This window comes from Thalassotalea montiporae (assembly GCF_053485855.1).
In genome coordinates, this window is record NZ_JBQRUO010000002.1 from 558,434 (window position 1) to 571,549 (window position 13,116).

Here is a 13,116-nt window from a genome sequence, read left to right on the forward strand (position 1 = left end):
TTTTACGTGTTAAATACTAAATTTTCCCCATGGCCGAGCTTTAGCCAAGAAGAAGCGGATGCGGCATCAAAGGTATTATTATCCAACAAAGTCAATTACTGGACAGGACAAGAAGGCCGTAAGTTTGAGCAAGAGTTTGCGCAGTTTGCCGATTGCCAACATGCCGTTGCTGTTGCTAATGGTACGCTAGCGCTTGATTTAGCCCTGCATGCGCTCGATATTGGCGAAGGCGATGAAGTTATCGTCACCCCTCGTACCTTTATTGCATCAATTAGCTGTGTCATTAATGCAGGCGCAACACCTGTATTTGCTGATGTTGATTTAACCAGCCAAAACATTACACCTCAAACCATTAAGCCAGTCATTTCAGACAAAACTAAAGCAATCATATGTGTGCATTTGGCGGGTTGGCCATGCGATATGGATGAAATTATGGCATTGGCAAGTGACCACAAGTTATTTGTTATCGAAGATTGTGCCCAGGCGCATGGCGCCAAATACAAAGGCCGCTCAGTCGGTAGTATTGGGGACATTGGCTGTTGGTCATTCTGCCAAGATAAGATTATGACCACAGGTGGTGAAGGCGGCATGCTCACCACGAACAACGAAGCCTTGTGGCGCAAAGCCTGGGCCTTTAAAGATCATGGCAAATCTTACAATGCCGTATATGAACGAGAACATCCACCCGGTTATCGTTGGTTGCATGAAAGTTTTGGTACTAACTGGCGTATCACTGAAATGCAATCTGCTATTGGTCGTATTCAATTGACACGCATGCCTGCGTGGCAGCAAGCTCGACAAGCTAATGCAGAAAAAATTCTAGCCGAGTGTGAGCGTCAACCTTGGCTTACCGTGGTAAAACCGCCAAACGATTATCAGCACGCCTACTACAAATGCTATGTGACAATCGCACAGGAGAAATTACCTCAGGGCTGGTCAAGAGACAAAGTTATTCAGGCGATAAGCCAGCTGGACGTCCCTTGTTATTCAGGCAGCTGCTCCGAAGTTTATAAAGAAAAAGCATTTGATAACACGCACTTTCGCCCAGCAAGCCCCCTCAACAATGCCAAATCGCTTGGCGAAACTAGCTTGATGTTTCTTGTTCATCCAACCTTAACAGAGGCGGAAATTGAGCAAACTTGTTTCGCGATCAGGCAACTTGGTGAGCAACTTGCGGAACAAAGCAACAAAAAGGTTACCAAATTGTAAATATTTGTAATGACAAGTTAATTTAATATTGTCATCATGGTTCAAAAGGATACACCCCAAAACGGAAGTACAAAAATAATAAAAAGGTGTATAACCCATGAGTAGACGTATCGATCTGATCCCAAGCCAGATCAAGCTTGTTATTGCCCTAAGTTATGATTTAGGAGCGCTGAGCATCGCTTTTTTCCTATCGTATTTCTTGCGTTTAGGGGGCGATATGCATGTATTCACGCTTGCTGAGCTCTCCGTATTTGTCTTAACCGCAGGCTTTACATTGAGTTGTTTTTACCTGCTCGATGTCTACTCTTCCATCGTTCGTTACTTTAATGCCAAAGCCTCGCTTAAAATCACTGGCATTTTAGTTGGTGCCGCGTGTGTCTGTTATCTTTCTTCGCAAGTGATCGACGCGTTTGTACCACGCTCTATTCCTTTCTCTTTTCTCGTACTATCAACTTTGCTTATTGCAGGGGCTCGCGCCTTGGTGGGAATTACCGTGGGGGAACGCTTATTTGAAGAGCGTGACCAAGTAGTCATCTATGGTGCTGGTAGCACTGGCAGGCAACTGTCAACCGCACTAAACCAAAGTAACAAATACCATGTATTAGCGATTGTTGACGAAAAAACCCGCTACAAAGGCCGTAATCTGCACGGCACAAAAATCTATGGCCTAGATCAGTTAGAACAGCTTATTAAAAAATACGGTCAATTTAAGGTGCTGATCGCAGTCTCGCAAGTAAACCCTGAACGGATGAAAGAAATCGTTAACGCTTTTGAACCCTACGCGCTAGAGCTACTCACTGTGCCGTCAATGCACGATATGGTTTCGGGAAAGCATAAAATTGACGAGTTACGAGAAGTCTCGGTTGATGAACTACTCGGGCGTGAGCCAGTAGAGCCAATTCCAGAGTTGCTTAGCGACAATATAAAAGAGAAAGTAGTTTTGGTCTCAGGCGCAGGCGGCTCAATCGGTAAAGAACTTTGTCGTCAAATCATTAGCCAAACCCCAAGCAAGCTCATTCTATTGGATGTCAGCGAAGCGTTTTTATACGAGATAAATCAAGAGCTTAATGAATTTCAACAAAGCCACAACACAAGCATTGAGCTTGTTCCAACGATTGGTAACGTGCAAAACGGCATGCTGATGACCCGTATTATTCGCACTCATCAGGTACAAACCATATATCACGCGGCGGCCTACAAGCATGTCCCTATGGTAGAAAATAATGTTATTGCAGGCATTACCAATAATGTTTTAGGCACTTATGAAATTGCCCAAGCGGCAGTTTTTTGTGAAGTTGAAACCTTTGTTTTAATTTCCACTGACAAAGCGGTACGCCCGACCAATGTTATGGGGGCTACTAAACGAATGGCTGAGCTCGTGTTACAAGGGCTCGCCAAGCGCGATCATCAAACACGCTTTGTGATGGTGCGATTTGGCAATGTCTTAGGATCGTCGGGCTCCGTTGTTCCTTTGTTTAAAAAGCAAATTCGCAGCGGTGGCCCAATTACCGTGACTCACCCAGATATCATTCGCTATTTTATGACCATCCCTGAAGCCGCTCAGTTAGTGATTCAAGCAGGCGCTATGGGTAAAGGTGGCGATGTATTTGTGCTAGATATGGGTAAACCGGTAAAAATTGTCGATTTAGCCGTGAAAATGACCCATATGATGGGCTTTACCGTTAAAGACCAAAACAACCCTGCTGGCGATATTGCAATACAATACAGCGGCTTGCGCCCCGGTGAAAAGCTTTACGAGGAGCTGTTAATTGATGACCATGCACAGGCAACTGACCATCAGCGTATTCTTACTGCAAACGAGCGCTCAATTAGTTGGGCGGAAGTGATGGTACTGCTTAATAAAATCACTGAAGCAATGAAAGATGACAACATCGACGAAATTCGTCAATTGTTGATCGAAGCACCATTAGGATTTGTCCCCGCAGAGCACAGCGCTCATAACCTTGAGCCTGCAGCTCAAGCAACTGACCAAGCGGCTGATAAAACAGAAAGTGTTGATCATGTTCAAACAGCGAGCACAAGCGCTGACAACCCAATACAGCCAGTTTCGTCTACGCCGCTGCTTGTTTGATGCCAATTAATTCGATAAAAAGTTAGGCTAGAAAAGGCTTCCATGCATATTCGGGCAGCATATGCATACCAGCGTTAAAATTATCACTGTCAGAAAACATATGCTTAACGCCGGCAGCCATCAGTGCCAGCGAGACATCAAAGGCATTTAAACTATCACCGTAGCCAGCCGTTAAGTTAAACATTGCACCATTTGATAGCGCATAAAAGTAACGCTCACCCCGGCGGTATTCGAAAATTTCCGGCATCAGTTCATTCACTTGATAATCGGTTAAAGCATCGAGCCTGATTTCATGGCTAACATGGCCAACATTCATCACAAACGCTCCATCTTTTAACTGATTTAACAGTTCACCAGAAAGCACACCAGCAACGCCTGTTGCGGTTACTATCACATCGGCTTGCAAAGCTGCGTCATGTAGTGACTGACAGTGCCAACCGTCATAGGCGGCAAGTAATGCTCGTGACGGATCGTTTTCTGCAATAATCACTTGGCCACCAAATGCTTTGGCGGCAGCAGCGCAGCCTTGCCCAACTAAACCATAGCCGACAATAAGCACTTTCTTTTCATGTAACGACAAATGGGTTCGCTCCATAAAGGCTTGCCATGCGGTTAACCCCACCATATGACGATTATGCAAACCTTCTTTAGCATCTAGATCATCCCAGTTAAACACTGGATGTTTAAGTGATAAATCTTTTAGCGCTGAGACCCCAGAGCCCGTACCTTCGAGGCTAGCAATCACACTTTCGCCAGCACCTTGATGATAAATACTACCGAGTTGCGCGCCAAATTCGCACAAGTAGTGTGGCTGCCAATCCAGCGCGTCATGCAGTGATTGTTGCCAGTCTTGATCAGACATATTTTTCCATGCCTTGGCTTCAGCACCAAGCGACACCAAGTATTCGACCACTTCATTGCGCACTGTGGTTGGATTGCACGTGGTGACAAACAATTCACCACCTTGGCGCAAATACCCTTCGTAGAACGCCAGCATTTTAATATCTAGATGGGTACTCACTGCCATGCGCTTGCCTGAGCAATCACCTAATTGCTTAACAACATTGGCGGTACGCACCATATGGCGATTATTCCACGCCAGCTCTTGGGTAAAATTCATGGATAACTCCGTTTAACTGTTTAGGGACGCCCCAGATTTGAAAGAGGGAAACAAATAATGAGGTTAACTAAGTTTTGCCAGTCGGTCATACATCACGATGCTACCAGCAACCGACACATTAAGGCTGTAATCACCCGGCAATTGCACTAATCGATGACACTTCTCCAGCGCTTGCGGTGGTAGACCAGATTGTTCATTGCCAAGTAAATACACGCAACGATGAGGGTGTTCAAACCGGGTAATATCGTGCGCATTTTCGTCTAACTCTACGCCAATCAAGGGCGTGTCGTAAGGTAAATTTGCGACCAACTCATCAATAGAGTTGTAGTGATACAAGGGAATTTTCTGCCACGCGTTAACCACATCGGTGGTTTGCTTTTTGTACTTTTTATCAACGGTAAAAATAAATGCTGCGCCCAAAATATAAGCAGAGCGCCAAAGGGTGCCAATATTGATTTCGTCAACATTATTCATAATGCCAATGCCAAAGAAGCCATTTTGAGCATAAGTTTGTTTTAAGCGAGCCATAGTTTACGTGTGTTATTTATTAGTTTTTTTAAGAAGAATCCAAACATCTGCATAGTCGGGGAAATGTTTATTGGCAGCATAGTAGTCTTGCCAGCCGCGGTAGCTCCCTGCGAGCAAATCTAACTGGAATAGATTATTGTCAAACGCACCGCCCTCGTCAGCCAAAATAGCTAAGCGAGCTTCAGAGTTAATGCTTTGAGTGGTGTTATCACGAACGTTATAGTTAAGCAACATCAGCTTACCTAAGCCTAACTGCCTGACGTTACCCGCTAAGCTAACTTGCGGTTTGATCGCAATTTTATTCGGCAAATCTTGCCCATACCCGAGAATACTTGGCACTTCCGCGAAATACCAATAACGCGCTTGTTCGCGCTTGCCGATATGATAGTCATAAGCAATACCATTATTGCGGTGAACGTTAAAATAGCGCGTATTTCCATCGACCTGCAACACGCCCGTGCCTTGCAAAAGCACATCGTGTAAAGCTTCTTCGGTCATCCAAACAAGTGGTTTGGCAAGCTTGCCTGCTAGCAAAGCACCTTTTATCACCTCTTGTCGCGTGTACTTATAGCGAGTGAGCTGATCTTTTTTCAGCTCTGCAGCTTGCTTAGAGAGCCCTTTTTCGTCAAACGGGAGTTGGTAAAGCGCCTGATCAAACCTTGCAGTTCGAACGCTGCTGCCATCGAGCAACTTGGCATAATACTTAGTTAGAAATAACTGCTGCTCAGGGATATTATTCAGTAATCGCGACTTCACTTCATTCGTGCTACTGCTGGCAATCTTAGTCGCAGTTGGTTTATCTGGAAACCAACGAACAAAATCAAAGTTCGCTTTAACAAAGGCGTTATCATGTAATCGACTCGGTCGCCCTGCTCTGACGTCGCTGCGGTAGGTCTCGCACAAAAATGCCAAGGTTTCGTTAACCCGCTTAAGGGAAACGTTATTGCCAATCACCGCACCACGGTGCACCGCTTTTTCGTCATCAGGGTTTTGCGCAATGTATTGCTGCGTATTGTCAGCAACGATACACAATTCACTGCCCTTAAAGCCTTTTAGTTGGCCAAAATCAGGTTGATGGTCAACTTCAAAAGACGCTGTTGCAAACACCTTAACCGAGCTTGTTATAAACACACTAATTACTAGTGCAATCGCGGTATGAGCGCTTGAATGCGGAAATTGGAGCAAATTTTTCATTAAAGAATGCAGGTGTGGTAGCTAAGAAGAATCAAGATCTTATCAAGATTTGTGTCAAGAATAACAGTATTAAATACCCTGTTACATTTCGACATTCATGTTAACGACAGTCTTCATTAAACTATTTTCAACACGGATTATATATTAAGTATTAAGGATATTAGGATGAATACTGCACCATCAATACTTTCGTCTGTCAGTAAAATACTGCTATGTAGCTCTTTCACTATTTTACTGCTGTCGAGCCCTAACAGTTACGCACTGTCAAATAATAGCGACCTTATTGCTGTTGAAACCTATCAAAAAGACATTGAAAAAGCGATCGCCCTTTACAAAAAAAAGGACTACCAAAATGCCTTACCTGCCTTAGAGGAAATGGCTAAGAGAGGAGACAAGAAAGCACAGTATATGGTTGGCGTAATGTACCTCAGTAGTCAAGGTACGCCACAGGACTTAATGAAGAGCTATGCTTGGCTCATTGTCGCCAATGAACAAAAAACCAAGGCATGGCGAAAGCCGCTAAACTGGCTTAAGGAAAATTTAGATGAAGATTACTTAGCACTAGCCACAAAAGAAGCTTCATTATATGTCGATAAATATGGCGTAAAAGCACAAAAATTAAAGTGCCGACCGCTAAAAACACTTGGTACAAATAGGTCGATACACAATTGTACAAAGTCTGAAGTCAAGCCTGGTTACTACTACCTTGCACAAAACCGTTAATACCGCCATATCTGCCAAGTGCAACACGAAAATAAACTTCACATCACTATTTCAATTAGTGACTATGGTGATGTGAGGTAGATATTCCGCTAAATCCCTGGTTGATCATCTTCGCTAGAAACGGGTTATTTTCGTTGTCGCCGACATCCGCATAGTCAGTTGTTGGCAATGCGTCCCACTTGGCAAACTGTTGATGAGCAGCTTGCTTAGCCGCTACTTTATCGTTTTCGAGTTTAGTTAGCTGCAAACGGTTTATTTGTCCATTGTGTTTATTCGTCACGATAAGCTCTTGCGGTAACTCCACAGCAGGTAACCATTTAAGCTGATACTTGTGTGTTGCTGTTTCTAATGCATAGTGTTTCACTTTCTGACAGCCTTGCTCACTTGTTTGTTCGAGGCTCATGCGTGTTAATAAATCTTGCTTGATCAAACTGCGAACATAGTGCCACTGACTCGGAGCTTTCAGTTCATCCGATTGATACTCAATACCTTGTTGGTACTGTTCGAAAACACGGGTTAGCTGCTGTTGATTGTGCTTACTTAAATACCAGATATTAACAATTTGGTGTTTTGGATTGTAATGAGCTATCCGTTGGCCCTTGCGAACAAGTACTAACTCCTGAGCATTTTTTTGAGCACTTTCATGAGCATTGCGATTGCTATGCGCTTCAGCTTGGAAAACATGTTCTTTGGCATGATGCTTCGCATACATATTTGAATCACCAAAGCTTTGCTCAAAATGCGCGACTAAATATTCAGCATTGCATGATTGCGACTCTGAATCTGCCTTATCATTCTCACCCGCTAATACTAAAGCTGGCAAGCTTGTTAACAGTAAAATAAAACTCACTGATTTTGTCATTTTCATAATTGAAGATAGAGGGCGCATAGCGCCCTCAATTCCTTTTATTACTTATCTTTTGTTACTTTCTTGAACTACTTTCATGTGTAACTTTCTTGTCAGGCTGAGCTTTAGTTATTCCAAAAACTCAACGCTTACGTACTGCTACTCTAATGCTTCGTCCGCTTGTGCAACAAAGTCGGCAGCATGATTCATAACATGGAAGATTAAGCTTTGCTCATTAGTCCCTGTCACTAAATGCGCACCTGGCCCCATGGCATAGACACCAACATCTTCACCCGCATGCGTTTCAGAGCTTAACGGGATCAAAGCTTCTTGATGGTAGCCTGAAGACTCGGTGTTAACAGTCGTTAGATCTTGACGTTCATTGACGACTTCCATGCTGTAGGCAACATCGGCATCGGTTTCATTCCCCAAGTCTTTAAAGCCTCGACCATTAGTGTACCCCACAGTGGTGTATGGTAAGCCGTCTGCCGCAAGGCTTGGCTCTTCATTACCAACACTTACCACTTTACCCAAAATTGGGTTTCCACGTTTCGGGTAGCCAGCAATGGTAAAGACATGGCTGTGATCAGCGGTGACAATAATTAATGTGTCTTCTGGGTTCGTTGCTTTAACCGCTGCATCAACTGCTTTAGCAAACTCTATGGTATCGGTTAACGCGTTATAGGCACTGCCTGCGTGGTGGCCATGGTCGATGCGACCCGACTCAACCATTAAGAAGAAGCCTTCATCATTGTTGTCCAACACATCAATTGCTTTCGCAGTCATTTCAGTGAGCGATGGCTCGCCCAGTGCGTCTTCACTGCGGTTTGCTTCATAGCGCATGTGCGACTCGTTAAACAAACCGAAAACACGCTCTGTCGTGGCAGGATTGATGGCATCAAAGCCAGCTTGGTCGATAACATATTGACCAGCACTGTATTTACCTTGCCACTCAGCAGTTAGGTCACGGCCATCGGTACGATCGCCTTCTACACTGCTTACCGCGTCACCAGTATTGAACGCTGCATCTTTTGGCAAGAAGTGACGACGACCACCACCGAACATCACCTCAATACCGTCAACATCTAAGCCTGCAAAACGGGCTTCTAGATTGCTCTCAAAATTCACAAGTTGCGAAGCAATGTCTTCACAGCCAGCGGCAACTGCATCGGCAGGCATGTCGGAAACATCTTCCCAGTTGCGATCTGCTGATTTTGCATAAGTTGCCGCGGGCGTTGCATGGGTAATACGAGCCGTTGAGATAACCCCCGTTGATTTGCCAACAATTTCGGCCATTTCAAGCGCAGTAACCAACTCTTGGCCAGCGACTGAGGCACAATCACTGCGCGATATCCCCTCAGCAACACCAATCACGCCAACATCAGTTTTAACACCTGACATCATCGCTGTCATCGTACCCGCAGAATCTGGTGTTTGAGCATCAACATTGTAAGTTTTAACAAAGCCAGAATAGGGGAATTTATCAAAACTTAGCTCGTACTCTTCACCCGCTAAGCCGGCCTGCTGCCCCGCCATAATTCGCGCTGCGGTAATGGTTGAAATGCCTAAGCCATCGCCGACAAATAAGATCACGTTTTTCGCTTGGCCTTTGGCAATTTCAATTGCCTCAGCACGATTTTGTGCAATTTCAATGCGACGTTTAGCTTGGGTAAACCAAGTATTGGTGCTGGTAACATCAGCAGCACCACCGCTCGCATTAGTGATGGTTGGTGCACAAACAAATTGCGTGGCATCAACTTCGTCAGCATCAAGCGCATTATTGCCGTTGTCATCTAAACCCGAATCAATTTGAACGCCGCCGTTTAAGCAATTGGCGTTACCCACCGCTAGCGGTGTTTGCAGCACTAAACTGTTTAAACCATTGGCACCATTAGTGCCGTTTGTACCATCGCTACCATCATCACCGCCACAGCCCGTTAGTGCGACCAAAATTGACAACGACAAAATTTTTAAAGTTTTCATGTCACTACTCCTAGTCGTTCAGTAAGCCAAGGGATTGATTAATTAAATGAAATACAACATTTTGCTCAACAACACCTTGGGCTAAATGTGCACCTGGACCTTTGGCATGAAGTGAAATATCTTCACCAGCATGGGTTTCAGAGCTTAACGGAATAGTGGCTTCTTGGTGGAAACCTGGGGCTGTGGTATCAACCGCGGAAATATCTTTACGACCCGCATTTGGGTCAATGCCGTAAATAGCGTCAGCATTCGTTTCACTGCCTAAATCAGCAAAACCACGACCATTTGTATAACCAAGTGTGGTGTAGGGCATGCCGTCAGAGGCTAAACTTGGCTCGTCGCTGCCTACTGAGACCACTTTCCCTAAAATTGGATTACCACGTTTAGGGTAACCGGCAATGGTAAATACATGGCTGTGATCCGCTGTTACCAAAATCAAGGTTTCTTCAGGGTCTGTCGCGTCAGCTGCCGCTTGCACAGCTTTGGCGAACTCAACAGTATCGTAAAGTGCGTTATAAGCATTACCTGCGTGGTGACCATGATCTATACGGCCTGACTCAACCACTAACAAATAACCTTTGTCATTGTTGTCTAAGATATCAATCGCCTTGCTGGTCATTTCAGAAAGTGAAGGCTCACCGGCAATATCGTTAGCGCGATCGGCTTCATATTGCATATGTGATTCATTAAATAAGCCCAGTACTTTCGTTGCGGTTGAAGCGTCAATTGCATCAAAACCCGCTTTGTCCATAACGTAGGTGCCGCTGCTGTACGTGGCTTGCCATTCGGCAGTCAGGTCACGCTCGTCGGTGCGATCGCCTTCTACTTCACTGCGTGCATCAGCACTGTTAAATGCCGCATCTTTAGGTAAGAAATGACGACGGCCACCGCCCATGGCAACTTCAATACCGTCTACATCAATACCAGGAAAGCGCATTTCTAAATTCTTTTCGAAATTAACGAGCTGAGAGGCGATATCTTCACACCCGCCAGCAACAGCGGACTCTGGCATGTCTGACACATCTTCCCAATTGCGATCAGCTGATTTTGCGTAGGTAGCTGCTGGTGTTGCGTGCGTAATACGAGCAGTCGAAACCACACCCGTTGATAGACCACGAATTTCTGCAAGCTCAACTGCGCTGACTAGCTCATTACCTTTAACGGTTGCGCAATTGCCACGTTCGATATCTTCGTCAACACCGATAACTCCAACATCGGTTTTTACTCCAGAAATCATTGCCGTCATGGTGCCCGCAGAATCAGGAGTTTGCGCGTCAACATTGTAAGTTTTAACCTGCGCAGAATAAGGGAAAGTTTCAAACGACAAATAACCTTCTTCGCCTGATTGCCCTGCCAATTGCCCTTGTAAAATACGTGCTGCCGTTAAGGTAGAAATTCCCATACCGTCACCGACAAATAAAATGACATTTTTTGCTTTGTCTTTGGTTTTTTGCCCTAGCTTGTTTGTGATCACTTGCTCTGCATTGCTGTACCAGCTACTTGATTTTTGCACATCTGGTAGCACTGCAGCCTGTGCGCTCGTTGCTAGTGCCGAAGCAATTAGCGAGCGAAGAATCCATCGAGAATGCATGTCTCGTTCCTCTGAAGTTTGTTTTTAGTTTGAAGTTGCTTTTAAGGGCTCTTTTTATTCTTCTTTGCCGCAGAAGTTGCCCAACAGCGAACTGAATATAGGTGAGAAAAATGACAGCTAGGTGGCGTGTTTATGACTGGCGTATGAACAATTGTTGACACTAGACCAACAAGTGTCACACAGGTGTCATTTTGTGAATGACGACTAAAAATGGCGGCTTTTCCCACCAGAAGCATTTGCATTTATATGATAACTAGATGATTATCAGATTTAATTTATTCAGCAATTGCATAAATAGGGCTATTTATGACAACAGATAACACCCCCACAAGTAATACCGTAGAGTTTCGTTTTCTGGCTGAGCCAACTGATGTTAATTTTGGTGGCAAAGTACACGGCGGTATGGTGATGAAGTGGATAGATCAAGCTTCCTATGCATGTGCTGCTCAGTGGAGTAAACACTACTGTGTAACGGTGTCGGCTAACGCGATACGGTTTATTCGACCAATTCTTGTCGGCCAGTTGATTAGCATTGAAGCGCGAATTGTTCATACCGGAAAATCGAGTATGCATATCTATGTAGTTGTGCGCGCTGGCGACCCCAAAACAGGTAAACAAGCGGTTACCAACCGGTGTTTCATTACTTTTATGGCGGTCGATGATACTGGCTATCCAACGCCAGTTCCTGCGTATACGGCGATTAGCGACGAAGACAAGCAGCTTGAAAAAGTGGCAATTCAAGCGAAAGACTTTGCTAAAAAGCTCGATAATGATTTTGAAGAAAAATTAGGGTGGAAATAACACCACCCTAAACCTTAACGGTAAACTTAAACAGTGCAGCACTGGGCTGCAAACTGCCTAATATTTGTCGTTGCAAAAGCGTTATACGCGACGACGAGCAATTAAGCCTATACCTAAGATTAACATCAGCCAAGTTGTCGGTAATGGCACCGCAACCGCAGGCTGGTTGTTAGATAAGCTGCCACCAAAGGCCGCAGTTAAGCCACTCGTGTCTGTAAAATTAAGTGACAGCGTATTCCAACCATCGGCAGTACCTGCAAACGTAGACGCTGAAATTTCAGTCAATACATAAAATGACTGGCCATTGTCGATATTAAATGACAAGCTGCTTGGGACGTCCTGCTCACCAAGCTCAATGCCTACTTGTTCAATACCCACTTGCTCAAAGTTTCCACCCAGTTCATCGTATAGATACTCAATATCAAACGGATCCCAGCGTAAAAAGCGATCACTTGGGCCAGTTAATACCGCGACAGAAGCCGTGAGATAATTAGTAACATCAACTCCAGAAGGTGACACAACACCATGCAAGTTGAAATTTAAATCTACGGTGTGATCATCACTTCCTTGGTAGGTGTAATGCTGCACCGCAAATGCTCGAGCGATACTGTTTTCACCAAATTCAGAACTTGCGTAGACTTTTAAGGTTGGCAAAAAGCCAAAGCCGTCAAGATTTGCATAGGCTCTAGACTCACCAAAATCACTGTATCCGCCCACTGAGCCTGAGCTGTGGTGTTGACCACCTTCTTCATCGTAGGCAATGATATTAGGAAAGAAGTCACTATTCACACTACAGCTACTATGGCCGCAGTCTCCAACAACTTGCGAGTTAACATACACCCCCCAACCATCAATTAAAGAAGCCGAGGCTTGTTGTGAGAAAATTAGTACAGAAGAGAGAAAGGCTAGTCCTAGTTTTTGTTTTTTAAGCATTTATTGCTCCTTGCTACTTGATAAAACGTGCTTTAGTAAGCAAAGGTAGTACCAGATGAAATTTACCTAATTATTTCAATTACTTAAAAACATCA

At 44.6% G+C, this 13,116-nt stretch carries 11 protein-coding genes; 4 read left to right on the forward strand and 7 right to left on the reverse strand.

Features of this window, described 5'->3' with window-relative positions:
- The first annotated feature begins 6 nt into the window (after positions 1 to 6).
- Both ACSLUR_RS09020 and ACSLUR_RS09025 read left to right on the forward strand, forming a co-directional pair.
- Positions 7 to 1,209, forward strand: coding sequence for a DegT/DnrJ/EryC1/StrS family aminotransferase (locus tag ACSLUR_RS09020; protein ID WP_448553796.1), 1,203 nt, complete (start codon positions 7 to 9; stop codon positions 1,207 to 1,209).
- 97 nt (positions 1,210 to 1,306) lie between these two features.
- Positions 1,307 to 3,301: a polysaccharide biosynthesis protein gene (locus ACSLUR_RS09025; protein ID WP_448553798.1), complete on the forward strand. Its 1,995-nt coding sequence runs from the start codon at positions 1,307 to 1,309 to the stop codon at positions 3,299 to 3,301.
- A gap of 22 nt (positions 3,302 to 3,323) precedes the next feature.
- On the opposite strand, the gene ACSLUR_RS09030 is transcribed toward ACSLUR_RS09025, so the two are convergent.
- The 3 genes from ACSLUR_RS09030 to ACSLUR_RS09040 form a co-directional block, all read right to left on the reverse strand.
- Positions 3,324 to 4,421 (reverse strand): NAD(P)-dependent oxidoreductase, encoded by a 1,098-nt coding sequence (locus ACSLUR_RS09030; protein ID WP_448553800.1) that lies wholly within the window; start codon positions 4,419 to 4,421, stop codon positions 3,324 to 3,326.
- Positions 4,422 to 4,484: 63 nt separating this feature from the next.
- On the reverse strand, positions 4,485 to 4,949 hold the full coding sequence (locus tag ACSLUR_RS09035) for an RNA methyltransferase (RefSeq protein WP_116016484.1): 465 nt from the start codon (positions 4,947 to 4,949) through the stop codon (positions 4,485 to 4,487).
- A 12-nt stretch (positions 4,950 to 4,961) separates the two neighbouring features.
- The gene (locus tag ACSLUR_RS09040; RefSeq protein WP_448553803.1) at positions 4,962 to 6,143 is read right to left on the reverse strand and encodes an MltA domain-containing protein; all 1,182 of its coding nucleotides are present in this window, start codon (positions 6,141 to 6,143) and stop codon (positions 4,962 to 4,964) included.
- Positions 6,144 to 6,308: 165 nt separating this feature from the next.
- Between ACSLUR_RS09040 and ACSLUR_RS09045 the strand changes: the two genes are divergently transcribed.
- The gene (locus tag ACSLUR_RS09045; RefSeq protein ID WP_448553805.1) at positions 6,309 to 6,866 is read left to right on the forward strand and encodes an SEL1-like repeat protein; all 558 of its coding nucleotides are present in this window, start codon (positions 6,309 to 6,311) and stop codon (positions 6,864 to 6,866) included.
- Positions 6,867 to 6,921: 55 nt separating this feature from the next.
- Here ACSLUR_RS09045 and ACSLUR_RS09050 read toward each other — a convergent pair whose 3' ends face one another.
- The 3 genes from ACSLUR_RS09050 to ACSLUR_RS09060 all read right to left on the reverse strand — a co-directional run bounded on the left by ACSLUR_RS09050 (position 6,922) and on the right by ACSLUR_RS09060 (position 11,287).
- Positions 6,922 to 7,755: a hypothetical protein gene (locus tag ACSLUR_RS09050; RefSeq protein WP_448553806.1), complete on the reverse strand. Its 834-nt coding sequence runs from the start codon at positions 7,753 to 7,755 to the stop codon at positions 6,922 to 6,924.
- A gap of 117 nt (positions 7,756 to 7,872) precedes the next feature.
- Positions 7,873 to 9,696, reverse strand: a complete 1,824-nt coding sequence (locus ACSLUR_RS09055) for an alkaline phosphatase (RefSeq protein ID WP_448553808.1) — start codon at positions 9,694 to 9,696, stop codon at positions 7,873 to 7,875.
- A gap of 10 nt (positions 9,697 to 9,706) precedes the next feature.
- On the reverse strand, positions 9,707 to 11,287 hold the full coding sequence (locus tag ACSLUR_RS09060) for an alkaline phosphatase (RefSeq protein ID WP_448553810.1): 1,581 nt from the start codon (positions 11,285 to 11,287) through the stop codon (positions 9,707 to 9,709).
- A 306-nt stretch (positions 11,288 to 11,593) separates the two neighbouring features.
- Here ACSLUR_RS09060 and ACSLUR_RS09065 point away from each other — a divergent pair, with 306 nt between their 5' ends.
- A complete protein-coding gene (locus ACSLUR_RS09065; protein WP_116001986.1) occupies positions 11,594 to 12,088 on the forward strand; it encodes an acyl-CoA thioesterase in 495 nt (164 codons plus the stop codon).
- A gap of 81 nt (positions 12,089 to 12,169) precedes the next feature.
- Here ACSLUR_RS09065 and ACSLUR_RS09070 read toward each other — a convergent pair whose 3' ends face one another.
- Positions 12,170 to 13,021: a hypothetical protein gene (locus ACSLUR_RS09070; RefSeq protein WP_448553812.1), complete on the reverse strand. Its 852-nt coding sequence runs from the start codon at positions 13,019 to 13,021 to the stop codon at positions 12,170 to 12,172.
- Between the last annotated feature and the right edge of the window lie 95 nt (positions 13,022 to 13,116).

Bases quoted from the DNA above. Each gene is read 5' to 3' on its own strand.
- ACSLUR_RS09040 (WP_448553803.1), bottom strand. From the start codon at position 6,143: ATGAAAAATTTGCTCCAATTTCCGCATTCAAGCGCTCATACCGCGATT.
- ACSLUR_RS09070 (WP_448553812.1), bottom strand. From the start codon at position 13,021: ATGCTTAAAAAACAAAAACTAGGACTAGCCTTTCTCTCTTCTGTACTA.
- ACSLUR_RS09025 (WP_448553798.1), top strand. From the start codon at position 1,307: ATGAGTAGACGTATCGATCTGATCCCAAGCCAGATCAAGCTTGTTATT.
- ACSLUR_RS09065 (WP_116001986.1), top strand. From the start codon at position 11,594: ATGACAACAGATAACACCCCCACAAGTAATACCGTAGAGTTTCGTTTT.
- ACSLUR_RS09035 (WP_116016484.1), bottom strand. From the start codon at position 4,949: ATGGCTCGCTTAAAACAAACTTATGCTCAAAATGGCTTCTTTGGCATT.
- ACSLUR_RS09050 (WP_448553806.1), bottom strand. From the start codon at position 7,755: ATGCGCCCTCTATCTTCAATTATGAAAATGACAAAATCAGTGAGTTTT.
- ACSLUR_RS09055 (WP_448553808.1), bottom strand. From the start codon at position 9,696: ATGAAAACTTTAAAAATTTTGTCGTTGTCAATTTTGGTCGCACTAACG.
- ACSLUR_RS09060 (WP_448553810.1), bottom strand. From the start codon at position 11,287: ATGCATTCTCGATGGATTCTTCGCTCGCTAATTGCTTCGGCACTAGCA.
- ACSLUR_RS09045 (WP_448553805.1), top strand. From the start codon at position 6,309: ATGAATACTGCACCATCAATACTTTCGTCTGTCAGTAAAATACTGCTA.
- ACSLUR_RS09030 (WP_448553800.1), bottom strand. From the start codon at position 4,421: ATGAATTTTACCCAAGAGCTGGCGTGGAATAATCGCCATATGGTGCGT.